We start from the raw sequence: 16979 nt of genomic DNA, 5'->3' as shown, positions 1-16979 counted from the left end.
CCATGGCAGGCCTTTTTCATGGACAGGGAGCGACGATGCCCAGGGTTCTTGCCTCGATGAAACCCGCCTGGCTGATGCTGGCGGTGCTAGGGATAGGCGGTTGCGGCGAGCCGAAGCCATCCACCGAACGTAACGTGCCGGTACCCCGGGTCAAGACGCTGACGGTACAGCCGCAGGCGTTGGCCATGACCACGGAGCTGCCCGGCCGTATCGAGCCGGTACGCATTGCCGAGGTGCGCGCCCGCGTGGCCGGTGTGGTGCTGACCCGGCAATTCCAGGAGGGCGCCGACGTCAAGGCGGGGCAGTTGCTGTTCAGCATCGACCCGGCGCCGTTCAAGGCCGCGCTGATGCGCGCCGAGGGGGCGTTGGCCAGGGCCGAGGCGGATGTCTATCGGGCCAAGGCCCAGGCAAGGCGCTTCAAGGAACTGGTGGCGATCAATGCCATCAGCCCACAGGCCTTCGACGACGCGGTCTCGGACCTCAAGAGTGCCGAGGCCGATCGCCTCACCGCCCGGGCCGACCTGGACAGCGCCCGGCTCAGCCTGGGTTACTGCCAGGTGCGGGCGCCGATCGATGGTCGTATCGGCCGGGCCCTGGTCAGTGAGGGATCGCTGGTCGGGCAGGACGAGGCCACGCAGATGGCGCGGATCCAGCAACTGGACCCGATCTATGCCGATTTCACCCAATCGGCCGATAAAGTCGTGGCGCTGCAGCAAGCCCTGGCCGACGGCCGCCTGACGCATGATGGCAGTGGCTCGGCGCAGGTGACCGTACAGGTGGGCGACCCACCCCAGGTGCGACATGGCAAGTTGATCTTTTCCGATATTTCCGTCGATCGCAGTACCGGCCAGGTCACCCTGCGTGGCGAATTTGCCAACCCGGACAACCTGCTGTTGCCCGGCATGTATGTGCGCGTCAAGGCGCCGGCCGGCGTCGATCCGCAGGCGTTGTTCGTTCCGCAACAGGCGGTGCAGCGCGGTGCCGATGGCCAGGCCCGGTTGATGCTGGTGGACAGCGGCGCGGTGGTGCGCGAGCGGGTGGTCAGCACCGGTGTGATGCAAGGTTCCAACTGGCAGATCACCCAGGGGTTGTCGGCCGGCGAGCGGGTCGTGATCGAACGGGCCGACAAGCTCGGCGCCGGGACCCAGGTCAGCCCTATCACGCTGGCCGAGCAACAGGCCCAGCACTGACGGTCAAGGAACAACAACCGTGCCGCAATTTTTCATCAATCGTCCGAATCTTGCCTGGGTCATTGCCCTGTTCATCGTGCTGGCGGGGCTGCTGACCCTGCGTACCCTGCCGGTCAGCCAGTACCCGGACGTGGCTCCACCGCAGATCAGTGTCAGCGCCAATTACCCCGGGGCGTCCGCGCAGATCGTCGGCCAGAACGTCACCAGCCTGATCGAGGAGGAGCTCAACGGCCTCAAGGGCTTGATCTATTACGAGTCCACCAGCGCCAATGGTGGGGCCGATATCACCGTCACCTTCACTCCGGGGACCGACCCCGACATGGCACAGGTCGATGTGCAGAATCGCCTGCAGCGAGTGATCGGGCGGTTGCCTCAAGCCGTCATCGAGCAAGGCCTGAAGGTGGAACAGGCGCGCTCCAACTTTCTCCTGGTGTATGCCCTGTCCTATGTCGACGGACAGGCCGACTCCGTGGTGCTGGCGGATTATGCGGCCCGGGCCATCAACAACGAAATCCGCCGGGTGGCCGGGGTCGGGCGGGTGCAGATGTACACCTCCGAACGGGCCATGCGGATCTGGGTCGATCCCGCCCGCCTCGTGGCGTACAACCTGTCGATGGCCGATGTCGGCCGGGCCATTGCCGCGCAGAACGTGCAGGTGCCCGCCGGCAGCACGGGAGAACGGCCGGGGCCCGCCGAGCAGCACATCACCGCCACCGTGATGGTGCAGGGGCAACTGGAGTCGGTCGAGGCGTTCGGCAATATCGTGTTGCGGGCCAACGACGACGGCTCCAGTGTGCGAATCCACGACGTGGCGCGGGTCGAGCTGGGGCGCAAGGACTATCGTTTCGACGCGCGCCTGAACGGCAAGCCTGCCGCCGCCATGTCGGTGCAGCTGGCCCCCGGCGCCAACGCGCTGCAGACCGCGCAAGCGATCAAGGCGCGGCTCGGGCAACTGTCGAGTACATTGCCGGCGAACATGGCCCTGAGCGTGCCTTATGACACTTCCTACTTCGTCGATGTGGCGATCGAGCAAGTCCTCTACACCCTGGCCGAAGCCATGGTCCTGGTGTTCCTGGTCATGCTGCTGTTCCTGCAGAACCTGCGTTACACGCTGATTCCCGCCGTGACCGTGCCGGTCTGCCTGCTGGGAACGATCGCGCTCATGGCGCCGTTGGGTTTCTCCATCAACATGATGACCCTGTTCGGCATGGTCCTGGCCATCGGCATCCTGGTGGATGACGCCATCGTCGTGGTGGAAAACGTCGAGCGGCTGATTTCCCGCGAGCACCTGTCGCCCAGGGAGGCGACCCGCAAGGCCATGCAGCAGATCAGCGGGGCGATTGTCGGCATTACCCTGGTGCTGTCCGCGGTATTCGTGCCACTGGCGTTCATGGGCGGATCGGTGGGAGTGATCTACCAGCAGTTCGCTATGACCTTGTCGATATCCATCCTGTTTTCCGGGTTCCTCGCCCTGAGCCTGACGCCCGCCCTGTGCGCGACCCTGCTCAAGCCCCACGACCCGACCCGCCGGGCCGGCGCTCACCGCTGGGCGCACGCCTTCAATCGGCGCTTCGATGCCCTGGCCGAGCGCTTCGAGGGACTGGGAGCCAGTTGGGTCCGACGGTCCGGGCGCAGCATGGCTGTCTACCTGGTGTTGCTGCTGGTACTGGCCTTGGCCTACCTGCGGCTGCCAACCTCGTTCCTGCCGGACGAGGACCAGGGCTACATCGTCACCGATATCCAGTTGCCGCCTGCGGCGTCCGCCTCTCGTACCGATGTCACGGTCCGGGCGTGGGAGGACTATGCCCTGGCGCAACCGGCCACCGAGCACGTGCTGGCGATCATGGGCTTCAGCTTCTCCGGGGAGGGCGCCAATGCGGCGCTATCCTACGTCACCCTCAAGGACTGGTCGTTGCGCGGCAGCGGCCAGGCCAGCGACGAAGTGGCCGAGCGGGCTAACGAGGCCTTCGAGGACATTGCCGACGGTACGCTGTACAGCGTGGTGCCGCCGCCGGTGGATGGGCTCGGTACGTCCGGTGGTTTCGACCTGCGCCTGCTGGACCTGGCGGGCCGGGGGCACGAAGCGCTATCGAAGGCGCGTGACCAGTTGCTCGAGGGCGCCAAGGCATCGCCGCAGATCGGGCATCTGTCGGAAGACGGCCTGGCTGATGCGCCCCAGATCAATGTCAGCATCGACCGTGAAAAAGCCGAGGCCCTGGGGGTGAGTTTCGACGTGATCAGCTCGGCATTGGCCGCCGCCCTGGGCTCGGAGCAGATCAACGAATTCGCCAATCAGGGGCGGATGCAGCGGGTGATCATCCAGGCTGACGGCGTCAGCCGGCAGACGCCCGAAGCGCTGCTGCGCCTGCAAGTGCCCAACCGGCAGGGGCGCCTGGTGCCGCTGGATGCCTTCAGTCGTTTCGAGTGGCAGGTCGGGCCCCTGCAGATCGCCCGCTACAACGGCTCGGCGTCGTTGCGTTTTTCCGGAGAGCCGGCGCCGGGGTACAGCACCGGCCAGGCGATGGAGGCGTTGCAGGGCATCGCGCGGCAGTTGCCGTCCGGGTTCAGCCTGGAATGGGCGGGGCTTTCCCTGCAGGAACAGCAAGCCAGCGACCAGGTCCCCTGGCTGGTGGGCTTGGCATTGACCATGGTCTTGCTGGTGCTGGTCGCGTTGTATGAAAGCTGGTCGATTCCCTTCGCCGTGTTGCTGGTGGTGCCGCTGGGCATGCTCGGTTCGGTATTGGCGGTGACGGTGATGGGCATGCCCGATGACGTCTATTTCAAAGTAGGGCTGATCACCATCATCGGCCTGTGTGCAAAGAACGCCATCCTCATCGTCGAGTTCGCCAAGTCTCTTCATGGCCAGGGCGTCAGCCTGGCGCAGGCGGCGGCCCGGGCGACCCGCCTGCGCTTTCGGCCGATTGTCATGACGTCCCTGGCTTTCATCCTGGGGGTATTGCCCCTGGCGTTGGCCAGCGGCGCCGGAGCGGCGAGCCAGCGTGCAATCGGCGTCGGTGTCATCGGCGGCATGCTGGCGGCGACGGTGCTGGGCATTCTGTACGTCCCGGTGTTTTTCGTCTGGGTGCTGTCCATCGCCCAACGGCAACGTGATCGCCGGGGTACGGTCAGCGCGCCAGTGCCCGGGGAAGCGGGGCCATGACTCGCACCGCAGGCTGACAAGGGCAACGTGACGGCCGGGAGCGGTCGTTTCCGGTTTTACCAGGTAGGTGTTGAAAAGGATTTCTCATGAACGACCCATCGGCCTCGTTGCCGCGTATCAGACCACAGCAACCCTCCCTCGGCGTCGGCCGAGGGCTTGCCGAGGATGATCGCGACACGAATCGACGTATCCGTGAATTGCTGCGCTTCTATGGGCTGCGCACCAGCCTGATTCGTTTGAAGGTGATCGAGGCCATGCTGGTCGCGGCCAGGGCGGATCATGCCCTAGAGGTGCGTGAACTGCATGCCGCCCTGGGCGAGCCTTGCGCGCAGCTGTCATTCATCAGCGTGAGGGAAGTGCTGCGGCGCTTATGCGAGGAGGATGTCGTTCTCCTGCGGGACAAGCGTTACAGCTTCACCGTCGACGCCCGGGCGATGTTGCACCTGGACACTGGTCAAGCGTTCGGATGAGGTTGTTCACTGCACAAAGTGCAGCGCCCGCGCCCTTTTTACGGGGCGCGGGCGCTTGAGCGGACCGGCGTGCAATCACAAGCGCATGCCCTGGAACGGGTTCCAGCCTTGCTCGCCTTTGACTTCCTTGAGGTAGTAAGCGTAGTTGGTCATCATCGCGTAGGTCATGGAGAACGCGATGCTCAGGCCGGTATTCAGAGGCCTTGGCACCTCCATGCCCACGATGGCGAAAAGCACGCTCAGCGCGATGTTGATGGCGATGATGAGGCCGATCATGGCCAGGTTCTTCTTCCACAGCCCCAGGACGAAGAGATAGATCGGGCCAAAGAAGAAGGCGATGATGTTGGCGTTGATGAGGATCTTTGTCCTGAAGTCGGGCAGCTTTTTCATCGCTTCCTTGTAGCGCGGGTCGCTCGGCGCTCCGTAGGTGTCGAAGAAGTTGAAGCGCTCCTGCCACTTGGCACTGTATTTGCCGCTATCTTGCAACTGTTCGGTGGTGCTCATCCGGGGCTCCTTGGGGTCCATGAGGGGTCAATCGTTCTTCCGGGATTTTCCTGTGCTTGCGCTGCAAGCTTTATAAGCGTTGGGGCGAAAAAATACTCCACCGCCTGCCCGTGGGACCGCCTGATCTGTGACCCGTATCACTTTCCTGCGCACACCGGCCCGCCCTCATTCGGAACGTGCCCATTGTCTGGCACGGCAATTACGTCTAGTTTGCTGCCCGACCCTTAAATAAAAACCAGCGTACAAAAAAATCAGGAGTCCCAGATGCAACCGATTCGTCTCGGTCTGGTGGGCTATGGCAAGATCGCCCAGGACCAACACGTTCCCGCCATCCAGGCCAACCCCGCCTTCCAGCTGGTGGCCGTCGCTACCCAGAGCAAGCCCTGTGCCGGCGTGGAGAATTTCCAGTCCCTGGGCCAGTTGCTCGATAACGGCCCGCAGGTCGATGCCATTGCGTTCTGCACGCCGCCCCAGGGTCGATTCGCGTTGGTGCAGCAAGCGCTGGCCGCAGGCAAGCATGTCCTGGTGGAAAAGCCGCCGTGCGCCACGTTGGGCGAAGCCATGGAACTGGTGAGCCAGGCGCACAAGCACGGTGTCAGCGCGCTGTTCGCCTGGCATTCTCGCTACGCGCCGGGAATCGAAGCCGCTCGCGACTGGTTGGCCACCCGGACGTTGCAGAGCGTGCAGATCGACTGGAAGGAAGACGTGCGCAAGTGGCATCCCGGCCAGGCGTGGATCTGGCAGCCGGGTGGCCTGGGTGTGTTCGATCCCGGAATCAACGCGCTGTCCATCGCGACCCATCTGCTGCCCTTGCCACTGTTCGTCGAATCTGCCGAGCTGCGGGTTCCGGACAATTGCCAATCACCTATCGCCGCCAGCATCAGGATGTCGGATGCACGCCACCTCGATGTCCGGGCGGAGTTCGATTTCGACCATGGTCATGATGAGCTCTGGAGCATCGAGATTCGCTGCGCCGAGGGTGTCCTGCGGCTGGACAACGGTGGCGCGTTGTTGAGTATCGATGGCGTGCGCCAGGCCGTTTCGGAGGAAGGGGAATACCCGGCGGTGTATCGGCATTTCCAGCAGTTGATCACGGACAAGGCCCGCGACCTGGACCTGCAGCCCTTGCGGCTGGTGGCGGACAGCTTCTTCGTGGGCAGCCGGACGCTGGTCGAACCGTTCTACGATTGAAGATCGGGCAACGGCACTGCACCCGTTGGCGTGGCAAGGTCATCGCCAGGCCCCATGTGAGGCTGCCGGACACTGCGACTCGCTCGCAGAGCCGGCAGCCTTTTTCACGTCATGCCAGCTGGAACGGCAACTGGCGTAGCGGCTTGCCCGTGAGGCTCGCGATGGCGTTGGCAAAAGCAGGTGCCAGGGCCGGCAGGCCGGGTTCACCCATCCCCGTGGGAGGCTCGGCGCTGGGTACGACATGGACGGCGATGTCCGGCATGTCGGTGATGCGCGGCACGCTGAAGTCGGCGAAGTTGCTCTGCTGCACCACCCCGTCCTTCAAGGTGACAGCGCCGCCTGGCAGGCACATGGACAAGCCCATCACGGCCGCGCCCTGTACCTGGGCTTCCACGCTGCGCGGGTTGACCACCAGGTTGCAGTGCACGCCAGCGGTGGCGCGATGCAGCACCGGGCGACCGTCTTGCACGGAGGCCTCCACGACATAGGCCACCACGGAACTGAACGACTCATGGACCGCCACGCCCCAGGCATGGCCGGCGGGAAGCTGACGCTTGCCATATTCGCTCTTGTCCACGGCCAGTTGCAGGGCCGCGCGATGGCGAGGGCTTTGGTCGCCGAACAGCTTCATCCTGTAGGCCACCGGATCCTGCCGGGTGGTGCGGGCGATTTCGTCGATCAAGGTTTCCATGACGAAGGCGGTGTGGGTGGAACCCACGCTGCGCCACCAGAGCACCGGTACGTTGAGTTTGGGATGATGGACCGTCAGGCGCATCGGCAGCGGGTAAGGGTTGCGCATGCCCTCGGTCGCGGTAGGATCGATGCCGTTTTTCACCCGGCCACCGAACAGGGTGCCGCTGAGGATCGACTGCCCGACCAGGGCGTGGTCCCAGGCCAGTACCTTGCCGTTGTCATCGAAGCCTATTCGCGCGCGGTGCAGGTGCATGGGCCGGTAGTAGCCGCCCTTGATGTCGTCTTCCCGGCTCCAGAGCGTGCGTATCGGGACCTCCAGCCCACTGGCGCGGGCAGCCTTGGCCACCTCGCAGGCCAGGGCGACGAAATCGCCGCTGGGGACTCCACGCCGGCCGAAGCCTCCGCCCGCCGTCTGCACGTTGACCAGGACCTGTTCCGGCTTGAGATTCAGCACCTTGGCGGCCACGCTCCCATCGCCGCCGGGAAACTGCGTGCCGACCCACAGGCGGGCGCCATCGTCGGCAAGCTGCACGGTGCAGTTTAGGGGCTCCATGGGGGCATGGGCGAGGTAGGGGAATACGAATTCGGCTTCGAGCTTGTGCGGTGCCGTGGCCAGGGGCGCCATGTCGGCCTCGAAATGCAACGGGCCGGGCTGGCCGGCGAGTTCCCGGTACTGGACCAGTTGCTTGTCGCTGTCGACTTTCTCCAAGCCAGCCAGGTTCCATTCCAGCTTCAAGGCGTCTCGGGCGAGCTTGGCTTGCCAGTAGCCATCGGCGATGACCGCCACGCCTTCGGCACCGCCATCCAGCGGCACCCGCACCACGGCTTTCACGCCCTTGGTGGCACGCGCCGCGCTGTCGTCCAGGGAGCTGATTTTCGCGCCGAATACCGGTGGCCTGGCGACGACGGCCGTAAGCTGCCCAGGCAGGTGCATGTCGATGCCGAAATCCTGCTGGCCGCTGCTCTTGGCCTTGGCATCGATGCGGGTGGTGGCCTGGCCGATGATGCGGAAGTCCTTGGGGTCCTTGAGCGTGATCTGCTCGGGCACGGGCATTTTCATTGCGGCTTCGGCCAGTTCCCCATAGCTTGCCTGGCGTCCTCCAGGCCCCAGCACCTTGCCAGATTGCGTGCTCAGGCTCGCCACGTCCACGTTCCAGCGCGCGGCCGCGGCGGCAAGCAGCATGGCGCGAGCGCGGGCGCCGAGTTCGCGGTATTGGATGTAGCTGTTCTTGATCGAATTGGAGCCGCCGGTGAGGTGGATGCCGAAGATCGGGTCCTGGTAGGCGGCGTCGCCGTTGCCGTTGCGACTGCGCACCAGGCTCCAGTCGGCATCGAGTTCTTCGGCGAGAATCATCGGCAGGGCGGTCTGCACCCCTTGGCCGAACTCCAGGCGATTGATGGTCACGATGACCTCTCCGCTGGGGGCGATCTGCACGAAGGCAGACGGTTGCTGGGCCGGTTTGAGAGGGGCGCCGGCAGTGTCGTTGGCCTGTTGGGCCATGGCCAGGTGCGGAAAGGCACCCAGCGCCAGCCCGCCGATGCCGACGATCTTCAGGAAACTGCGACGGGGCAGGGTGGTGGGGCCGTCGGCAAGATCGCGCTCGAACATAGGCTGCAAGGCGCGGGGAACCTCACCGGGAAAGATGTCGTTCAGCATGACGAGCTCCGATCAGGCAAGGGCCTTGGCGGCATCAGCCACCGCGGCGCGAATACGGGCATAAGTGCCGCAACGGCAGATATTGCCGGCCATGGCTGAGTCGATTTCAGCCACGGTGGGTTGCTTGCCCTTGGGTTGGGCCTTGAGGAAAGCGGTGGCGCTCATGATCTGGCCGCTCTGGCAGTAGCCGCACTGCGCCACGTCGTGCTTGACCCAGGCTTCATGGACGGCGGTGCCGACCGGATCGCTGCCGTTGGTGGCCGCTTCGATGGTGGTGATGTGCTTGCCTTCGGCGGCGGCAATGGGCGTCACGCAGGAACGAATGGCCTGGCCATCGAGGTGAACGGTGCAGGCGCCGCACAGTGCCGCGCCGCAGCCGAACTTGGTGCCGGTCATGCCCAGCGTGTCGCGCAGGGTCCAGAGGATGGGCGTTCCTGGGTCTACGTCGACCGTGTATTCACGGCCGTTGATAGTGAGTGCACTCATGATGGGCTAGCTCTCCGGACAAGAGTGGGTCAGTGCTTGGATACGACGCGTGTTGAAGACAAGGGGAGGCCGGTAGCGGAAGGTCAATCTGGCCCACTTCCGCTGTGGACACACCGCATCATCAGGCTTTGCACGAAAAGCCTTGATACTCGCTCATGCTGCGTTGAAAACAGCCTCGCCTGAACTTCGTCTCAAGACTTTTCGTACAGAGCCTGGCGCCGTGACTCGATCAGATACCGATTTGATGTGAATGACTCTAACCCACTATAGAAGTCATTGCGTTAGACCGGATTGCCTGATCCTCTCGAATAATTGCCTGATCTGGCAAATTGGCGGGTCAGTCGAATCGAAGTTGTCGATAGCCGCTTCGCCTCATCCAGGGCTCCTGAGGGCGCTAGGCTCGGTACGGAAAGCCTTGACACTCGTTCAGGCTGCGTTGAAAACCGCCTCGCCTGATCTTCGCCTCAAGACTTTTCGTACAGAGCCTGACTCTCAGGATTCAGCGCGTTGAGCGTCTGTTCGATTCGTGATCGGCCGTTGCGGCCGGGGCAAGTTCCGGGAACTGCGCCAGCAGCGCCTTGTTCCCGGCGGCGATGAGTTTCTTCACTGCCTGGGTGATGTTGAGTCGGACCATTCCGGTGGAAATGGAATACATGGCCCAGGCTTGTTCGGGTGTGCAATGGATGATTTGCTCTTCAATTTCCTTATAGGCCTTGCGGTCGTCTGACTCCGGATAGCCCTGGTGGTTACTTTGGTGCATGAATGGATTCCTTCCCTCTATGACAGCCCTGGCGTCGGGCTGTCTTTTCCCTGGGTGACGTTCATGGCTTCAGATAGCCGCGTCAGAACTGCAGCGGTTCTCCCACCCTGGGCGCTGTCTGAAAAGCCTCAAACAGAGCCTGATTCAAGCGTTGCAGGAGGCGTCAACGACAACTCCGTCAGATCAAGTGCCGCTCTTTACCTTGGTCCAGACCCGGGTGCGGATGCGCTCCAGTTTCAAGGGCAGGGGTTCGAGAGGAACCAGTGTGGCAATCGTCTTTTTGTCCGGATAGATCCAGGGATTGTCGCGCAGCTGTTGCTCGACGAATTCCGTGGCGTCTTTATTGGCGTTGGGATAGAGGGTGTGATTCGAGGTCTTGGCGATGACTTCCGGACGCAGCATGTAGTTGATGAATGCCATGCCTTCCTTCGGGTGGGGGGCGTCTTTCAATAGAACCAGGTTTTCCGACCAGACCAGCGCACCTTCGCGGGGAAGGCTGTAGGCGATCTTGCGACCAGTGTTGTTCTTTTCGTTGATGGCCTGCGCCGCAAGCGCACCGTTTGCCCAGCCCACGACCGCGCAGATGTTGCCATCGGCCAGGTCGGCGTCGATTCGCGACGAGTCGAAATAGAGGACGTAGGGACGGATTTTCAGCAGCAGCGCCTGGGCCTTCTGGTAGTCGTCCGGATTCTTGCTGTTGCTTGGCAGCCCAAGGTAATGCAAGGCAATGGAGATGATCTCGCTGGGAGAGTCGAGCATCGCCACGCCACACGACTTGAGTTTGCTGATGTTCTCTTCCTTGAAGATCAGGTCCCAGCTGTCCACCGGCGCATCGTCGCCCAGGGCGGCCTTGATCTTGTCCACGTCATAACCAATGCCGGTGGTCCCCCACAGATAGGGCACGGCATAGCGGTTGCCTGGATCATTGACTGCCAGTTGGGCCAGGATGTCAGGGTCGACATGGGACAAGTTTCCGAGCTGGTTGCGATCCAGCGGTTGCAGCACACCTGCCTGGATGAGGCTTGGCAATACATTGGAGGTGGCCACCACCACATCGTACCCTGTACGCCCGGCCATCACCTTGCTCTGCATGATTTCGGCGCTGTCGAATGGGTCCATGTGGAATCGGGTGCCGGTTTCCTGCTCGAACTCTTTCGGAGTCTGCGGTGCGATAAACCCGAACCAGTTATACAGATACATCGTCGGTTCTGCGGCACCCGCCGAGCTGTTTATCCCGATACAAAGAAGCGAAGCTGAAAGAATGCGGCGCAGGCGCGACTTGCTCATACAACTATCCTTGTCAAGGCGATGGCCTTCATGGCCGTCGTAACCCGGGACCGAATATACCCCGCATTGACGAATAGTAAATACCTACGAATACTTATCCGCGCCCGACGAATCCCTAACCCTAAAGGGGTAGAAAATGCCGCTCGACCTTCACAGCCTGGCTTGGCATCGATCGATCGGACAACTGATCATGCGGTTGAATCGTCCAGAGTTCTGGAGCTCTCTTGTCCGTCTTTTGAATGAACATGTGCAGGTCGATAACTGGGTCGTATTGATTTTCAGCAATCAGCAAGTTCAAGTGGTCAGCCTTCCTGAAGTGGCCGACACGGAAGAAGTCGATGCGTTCATTCATCGCTATGTAAAAGGGCTCTACATGCTGGACCCGTTCTACATAGCCGATCGGGAAAATCCGCAGACCGGTTTCTTCCATATGTTGGATGTGGCGCCGGAGCACTTTCTCGAGACAGAGTATTACCACCAGTATTTTGAACAGTACATCTCGGTGGATGAGGCGCAATACAACGTCAAGCTCGATCCCGAAAGAACGCTATGCGTGTCCTTCGGCAGCAATGTTCGCTTTACCCAGGAACAAATCACGACGCTCGATATCATCAAGCCCTGGGTGACAGCGTTGATGCACCAGCGCATGGCTTTTGAAGTTGACGTGGCAAAACATCCTGGCGAGCCAGCACCCTGGCCAGAGACCATCGCCTCGCTGGGGGCACAGATCACCGTGCGTGAAAAAGATGTGCTCAAGTTGTTATTGAGTGGCTTTTCAAACAAGGAAATCGCAGGAAAGCTTTCCCTGTCGGCGGAAACCATAAAAGTGCACCGTCGTAACATCTACGCCAAGTTGAATATCAAGTCACAGTCCGAATTGTTTGCACGATTCTTTACCTCCAAGCAGGACGCCATGGCGTTGAGTTGAGGCCGGTATGCCTTTGCAGAATGAGCAGAGGCACCGCTATTTCCCTCACGGCTTGCCGAAGAAATCAACCAACAGGTCGGCCACGCGGTTGGCCGCTTCCTCTGGCAGGTAATGCCCGGCATCGAGGATCACCTCGCCTTGCACATCTGCCGCCAGAGGCTTCAATGCATCGATGATGTGATTCGCGACACCTCGCTGCGCTCCGAGGGCCAGGACGGGGATGCCGAGTGGCGTCTCGGCGCGGCGACGGTTCGCGGCAACCCCTTCGCCGGACAATGCAGATTGGTAGTAGCCGGTCACCGCCCGTAATGCGCCAGGGGCCGCAAGCTGGCGTGCATAGACGGCGATGTCTTCAGGCGTGATGGTCCAGGGCTGAAGGGCCTTGGCCCTGAACAGCCAGGTGAGAAAGGCCTCTTCGCGCCCGGATATGAGTAGCTGGGGGAGGTCATCGAGCTGGTTGAACGCAAAGTGCCAACTGCGTCGGTTGGCCTCATCGACAGGCAGGTCGGTGCGAGGCGTTGAAAGGCCGGGTATCAACGCGTCGAGCAGTGCGACGCGACGGATGTCCGAGCGCCAGTCCGCGGCCCAGGCGTAGGCGATCCAGGTGCCTACGTCATGCCCCGCGACATCGATGGGGCCGTTTTCGAACAATCCGAGGACCTGGGCGAACTGGTGCAGTTCGGTGGCGACAGTGGCCAGGTCATAACGACCGGCAGGCGCATCGCTTTCACCCATGCCGCGAGGGTCGAGCGCGATGACCCGATAACCGGCGTCCACCAGTTGGGGCATCACATAGCGCCATGCATACCAGCTTTGCGGCCAACCTGGGATCAGCAGGATGGGTGGGCCTTCGCCGCCCTCGACGTAGTGAATATTGACGTCACTTACCTGTGTGCTGGCATGGCGAAAACGCTGCCAGAAGTCGGTGCGGAGCAGGAAATCCTGACCGACGAAATCAGGCTGTGCTGATCGAGTGTTCATGTGGTTTCCTCAAATGGAACTGAATGTTTCCTAATTGGGCAAAAAAATCATTCGAGCAAGCGCATCAACTCCAAAACCATGCCAGACATTGCCTCGCTGCTGGATCCGGTCTTTCCCAATACCCGCATGCCTTGCTGGAGTGCCAGCAGGAGTTTGGCCAGGGGAGCGGCATCGATCTGTGCATTGACGGACCCGTCGAGCTGCCCTTCTTCGATCAGGCGACGCAACTGTGCCTCCCGCCTGTTCTGCTGTGCAGCGATCCGGTCTGCCACGTCCATATCGGCCTGGGAAAGCTCCACGGCGGCTTCGACCACCAGGCATCCGGTGCGGCCCGGGATCTCGCCGCTCAGCTGCGCGTATTGAGTGAGCAAGGCCTGGATTTTGTCGCGGCCCGAATGCCTGTCCAGCAACTGAGCGGCGATGGCTTCGGCGCGCAGCGCCATATAGCGATCGAGCGCCGCCAGAAAAAGTCCGCGTTTGTCGCCCCAGGCCTTGTAGATGCTGCCCGACGTCAGCCCCAGGCAGGCGTTCAGGTCGGCGATGGAGGTGCCGTGATAGCCATATTCGCTGAAGCGCTTGATTGCCTTGTCCAGCACCGCATCCGTATCGAATTCGCGGGGGCGGCCTGGGCGGATGGATATTTCGGATTGAGTCGTCATGGCGACAGCATAGGAAACATTTGTTTCCAAATAAAGGGGGGGAAACAAAAAATACCGTTGCCCCCACAGAAAGACAGGCGGGTCCAGGCGAACCCGCGCCTCCTGATGCATGGCTCCGGGGCGTCTCACTGCTGCCGGATAAGCTGGAACCGTAGCCCGGGATCCGCTCGCTGTACGGACAGTGTCCAGCCGTGGGCCGTGGCGATTTCCTGGCAGATGGCCAGGCCCAGCCCCGCGCCGTGATCACGCCGATGGGCCCCGCGCCAGAACCGCTCGAAGAGATGCACCAGATGCTCTTTGTCCACGCCCGGACCGTGATCGCGCAATGTCAGGGTGTCGGCATCCACTTCGATATGAATGTCGCTGCCTCGAGGCGCATGCTGGAGAGCGTTTTCCAGCAGGTTCTTGAGTAGCGTGAAGAGGGCGCCTCGATCCGCCAGCCACTGTGTGTCGGCATCGCCGCCGACGAGCAGTTTCACCTGTGCCGTGTCGGCCATTCGTTGCAGGTAATCGACGGTTTCCCTGACCACTTCGCGGACGTTGACCGTAGCGAACCGGTAGCTCTGGATCTCGCTCGCTTCGGCCAGGTGCAGCAATTGATGGACCTGGCGGGTCATGTGCTCGACGTCGTTGAGCAGCGCTCCGCGTTCATGGCCTTGATCCAGTAATTCGATCTGGGCACGGATCAAGGCCAGCGGCGTCTTCAGCTCATGCGCCGCTTTGGCCAGGAATTCCTGCTGCACGCGATAACCACGTTCCAGGCGCATCAGCACGTGGTTGAAACTCTCGACCAGGGGCGCGATTTCCGCCGGAACCGAAGCGGTTGGCAGGCGTGCGTGAATGGACCGGGGGGAAATGGCGGCGGCCAGGTTCGATATGTCGCGCAGTGGCTTGAAGGTGTATTTCAAGGTGACGTAGACGCAGGTGCCGAAGACGAACAGCAGCACCAGGCTGAACAGGGCGATTCCCAGCCCGGTGAAAGGCAGTGCGAAGGCCCGGTAGACCAGGTGCAGGAACCTCGTGCTGGCGGCGAATTGCAGATACCAGACGCTTCCCTCGTGTTCGACGACCGCGGTGGCGCCGTGCATCCGCACGTCAGCATGCGTGAACACGAAGCGCTCCGGTGGCGGCAGGCTGGCCGCGCTGTAGGGCGGCCATTGGACTTCGCTGGCGGAAGCCAGCGCGACCTTGCCGGAATCGTCCAGCACGCGGTAAGCCGTTTCCTGTTTAAGGCTGTCGAACACCCATTCGACGTCGAAGTCGGTGACGTCCAGGTCCACCGGATTGCCCTGGCTGTCGAACACCAGGTCATCGACCATGTCGTGTGTCGTATCGGCCACTTCTGCGCCCGAGAGCAGGTCGCTCTGGGAAGAGGACATCGAAACCACCACCAGCACCACCAGCGCGGTGGTCAGCGCTGCCCCGGCGACATACGCGAGCAACACCTTAACGGCGAGGCTATTGAACCTGATCATGCGTGCCCAGGGCATAGCCATGTCCCCTGACGTTCACGATGGTGTATTGCGACCCCACCATGATCAATTTACGACGAATGCGGTGCAGGGCGACGTCCAGTGCATTGGGTGTGACCGCATCGGTCAATCCCCAGGCTGCCGCCTCCAATGCTTTGCGTCGCACCACATCGGACTGATTGCGCACCAGAAGCAGCATGATCTGCATTTGCGCAGCGGACAGGGCCATGCTCCTGTCCCCTCGGCACAGTACGCCGGTGTCGGGTCGCAAGGTCAGGTCGCCATGGCTGGGATTGAGGGTGCTGAGCTGGACGGGGCGGCGAAGCAGCGCCTTGACCCGTGCCACCATCTCATCCATGGCGAAGGGTTTGGGAAGATAGTCGTCCGCGCCGGCGTCCAGGCCTTCGACGCGATCATGCAGCGCATCCCGCGCCGTCAAGACCAGGCACGGCAAGCCCAGGGCGACCCTGCGCATTTTCTGCAGCAGCACGAGCCCGTCGCCATCCGGCAGCCCTCGGTCCAGGACCATTGCCTGGTAAGGAAGCCGCTGCACGGCCGCCCAGGCGGTGTCGATGCGGCCGACCACATCCACCGCGATGCCGACGCCGGCCAGGCCCTTGCAGATCAGCTGCGCAAGCCGTTCGTGGTCCTCGACCAGGAGTATGCGGCTCATCAGAAACGGTACAGGTAACCGAAGCGCACGCTGTTTTCGGTAGAAGCATCCACCAGCGGGCTGTCCTTGATCTCATTGGCCAGGCGTACCGCTTCCAGGTCGAGAAATACCGAGTGGTGTCGATCGAACAGGTAGGTACCACGCAGGCCGAATTCAGTGTTCATAGCGGACTTCCCGTCATAGGCTGGGCGATCGGAACGGGCTTCCTCGTCGCGAACCCCGAAATAGTAGTCGACATAGTCCTTGTCCTGCCAGACGGCGGCCAGCCGCGGAGTGAGCCTGATCCGGTCGCCCAGCTCCCACGTCCTGTCCAGGCCGAGGGTGAAGCGCTGTCCATCGCTGTTGCCCGAGGCGTCGGCCGTCCACTGCGCCGTGACGTTCGCCCATGGGTTTTCCCATTTCACGTTCCCCCCGGCCCATAGGCCGCCGTCCCGGTCATCCATACCGTCGAGAATCCGTGCGTCGTCGTCCTCATAGCCGCTGGAGTCGTAGTGGATCACTGCGTTGAACTTCAGTTGCTGAGTGTCATCGAGGCGCAGGCTCGGCAGCTTGATCTCGGCAGTGGTGCCGAACACCTCCAGATAATCGTTCTCGAAATAGATCAGCGGTATGACCTGGTTATCCCGATCGATATCGGTATAGGGCTGTTGGCTGCTGGCGGCACCGATCCCCAGCCCCCAGGATGAACTCCCTTCGGCGCGTTCCGGTTCGGCGGCGCGGACCACCAGGGACGTACTCGACCCAACCAGAGCGGCTGAAATGACCATGCAGCGCGTCAGCGCCGTCAAGCGTTTCGGAGCAGGGAAGCGTGAAAGAGACATGCAGCTCTCCAGAGCGAGGATAAGGACGCCGCGATGATCGGCAGCTT

15 protein-coding genes are annotated in these 16979 nt (G+C 62.2%); 5 read left to right on the top strand and 10 right to left on the bottom strand.

Annotated features, from left to right (window positions below):
• The first annotated feature begins 35 nt into the window (after window positions 1-35).
• The 3 genes from AC1M7R_RS25790 (at window position 36) to AC1M7R_RS25780 (ending at window position 4820) form a co-directional block, all read left to right on the top strand.
• Entirely contained in the window at window positions 36-1190 is a 1155-nt protein-coding gene (locus AC1M7R_RS25790; RefSeq protein WP_490610104.1) for an efflux RND transporter periplasmic adaptor subunit, read from the top strand.
• A gap of 19 nt (window positions 1191-1209) precedes the next feature.
• Window positions 1210-4350, top strand: a complete 3141-nt coding sequence (locus AC1M7R_RS25785) for a multidrug efflux RND transporter permease subunit (RefSeq protein ID WP_123596134.1) — start codon at window positions 1210-1212, stop codon at window positions 4348-4350.
• 86 nt (window positions 4351-4436) lie between these two features.
• Window positions 4437-4820 (top strand): hypothetical protein, encoded by a 384-nt coding sequence (locus tag AC1M7R_RS25780; protein ID WP_072398396.1) that lies wholly within the window; start codon window positions 4437-4439, stop codon window positions 4818-4820.
• Window positions 4821-4895: 75 nt separating this feature from the next.
• Here AC1M7R_RS25780 and AC1M7R_RS25775 read toward each other — a convergent pair whose 3' ends face one another.
• Entirely contained in the window at window positions 4896-5324 is a 429-nt protein-coding gene (locus AC1M7R_RS25775) for a DUF2628 domain-containing protein (RefSeq protein WP_123596136.1), read from the bottom strand.
• 264 nt (window positions 5325-5588) lie between these two features.
• Between AC1M7R_RS25775 and AC1M7R_RS25770 the strand changes: the two genes are divergently transcribed.
• Complete coding sequence (locus AC1M7R_RS25770; RefSeq protein WP_490610103.1) at window positions 5589-6515, top strand: Gfo/Idh/MocA family protein; 927 nt, start codon at window positions 5589-5591, stop codon at window positions 6513-6515.
• 109 nt (window positions 6516-6624) lie between these two features.
• Here the strand turns inward: AC1M7R_RS25770 and AC1M7R_RS25765 are convergent, their stop codons facing one another.
• The 4 genes from AC1M7R_RS25765 to AC1M7R_RS25750 all read right to left on the bottom strand — a co-directional run bounded on the left by AC1M7R_RS25765 (window position 6625) and on the right by AC1M7R_RS25750 (window position 11398).
• Window positions 6625-8865: a xanthine dehydrogenase family protein molybdopterin-binding subunit gene (locus AC1M7R_RS25765; RefSeq protein ID WP_072398393.1), complete on the bottom strand. Its 2241-nt coding sequence runs from the start codon at window positions 8863-8865 to the stop codon at window positions 6625-6627.
• A gap of 12 nt (window positions 8866-8877) precedes the next feature.
• The gene (locus tag AC1M7R_RS25760) at window positions 8878-9351 is read right to left on the bottom strand and encodes a (2Fe-2S)-binding protein (RefSeq protein ID WP_072398392.1); all 474 of its coding nucleotides are present in this window, start codon (window positions 9349-9351) and stop codon (window positions 8878-8880) included.
• A gap of 499 nt (window positions 9352-9850) precedes the next feature.
• Complete coding sequence (locus AC1M7R_RS25755) at window positions 9851-10111, bottom strand: hypothetical protein (RefSeq protein ID WP_072398391.1); 261 nt, start codon at window positions 10109-10111, stop codon at window positions 9851-9853.
• 183 nt (window positions 10112-10294) lie between these two features.
• The gene (locus AC1M7R_RS25750; RefSeq protein ID WP_072398390.1) at window positions 10295-11398 is read right to left on the bottom strand and encodes a polyamine ABC transporter substrate-binding protein; all 1104 of its coding nucleotides are present in this window, start codon (window positions 11396-11398) and stop codon (window positions 10295-10297) included.
• A 136-nt stretch (window positions 11399-11534) separates the two neighbouring features.
• Between AC1M7R_RS25750 and AC1M7R_RS25745 the strand changes: the two genes are divergently transcribed.
• The gene (locus tag AC1M7R_RS25745) at window positions 11535-12326 is read left to right on the top strand and encodes a helix-turn-helix domain-containing protein (RefSeq protein WP_072398389.1); all 792 of its coding nucleotides are present in this window, start codon (window positions 11535-11537) and stop codon (window positions 12324-12326) included.
• 45 nt (window positions 12327-12371) lie between these two features.
• Here the strand turns inward: AC1M7R_RS25745 and AC1M7R_RS25740 are convergent, their stop codons facing one another.
• From AC1M7R_RS25740 to AC1M7R_RS25720, 5 genes are read right to left on the bottom strand one after another with little or no spacing between them, the layout of a single operon-like run.
• Window positions 12372-13307, bottom strand: a complete 936-nt coding sequence (locus tag AC1M7R_RS25740) for an alpha/beta fold hydrolase (protein WP_072431200.1) — start codon at window positions 13305-13307, stop codon at window positions 12372-12374.
• Between the two features lie 47 nt (window positions 13308-13354).
• Window positions 13355-14077 (bottom strand): TetR/AcrR family transcriptional regulator, encoded by a 723-nt coding sequence (locus AC1M7R_RS25735; RefSeq protein WP_490610102.1) that lies wholly within the window; start codon window positions 14075-14077, stop codon window positions 13355-13357.
• Window positions 14078-14091: 14 nt separating this feature from the next.
• Window positions 14092-15462: a sensor histidine kinase gene (locus AC1M7R_RS25730; protein WP_490610101.1), complete on the bottom strand. Its 1371-nt coding sequence runs from the start codon at window positions 15460-15462 to the stop codon at window positions 14092-14094.
• Window positions 15425-16111: a response regulator transcription factor gene (locus tag AC1M7R_RS25725; RefSeq protein WP_072458943.1), complete on the bottom strand. Its 687-nt coding sequence runs from the start codon at window positions 16109-16111 to the stop codon at window positions 15425-15427. The genes AC1M7R_RS25730 and AC1M7R_RS25725 overlap by 38 nt, the downstream gene beginning before the upstream one ends.
• Complete coding sequence (locus AC1M7R_RS25720; RefSeq protein ID WP_231991071.1) at window positions 16111-16932, bottom strand: MipA/OmpV family protein; 822 nt, start codon at window positions 16930-16932, stop codon at window positions 16111-16113. Before AC1M7R_RS25720 ends, AC1M7R_RS25725 begins: the two co-directional genes overlap by 1 nt.
• Window positions 16933-16979 lie beyond the last annotated feature (47 nt).

Source organism: Pseudomonas sp. MS01C9 (assembly GCF_058202755.1).
This window is presented reverse-complemented; position numbering and strand designations above follow the sequence as displayed.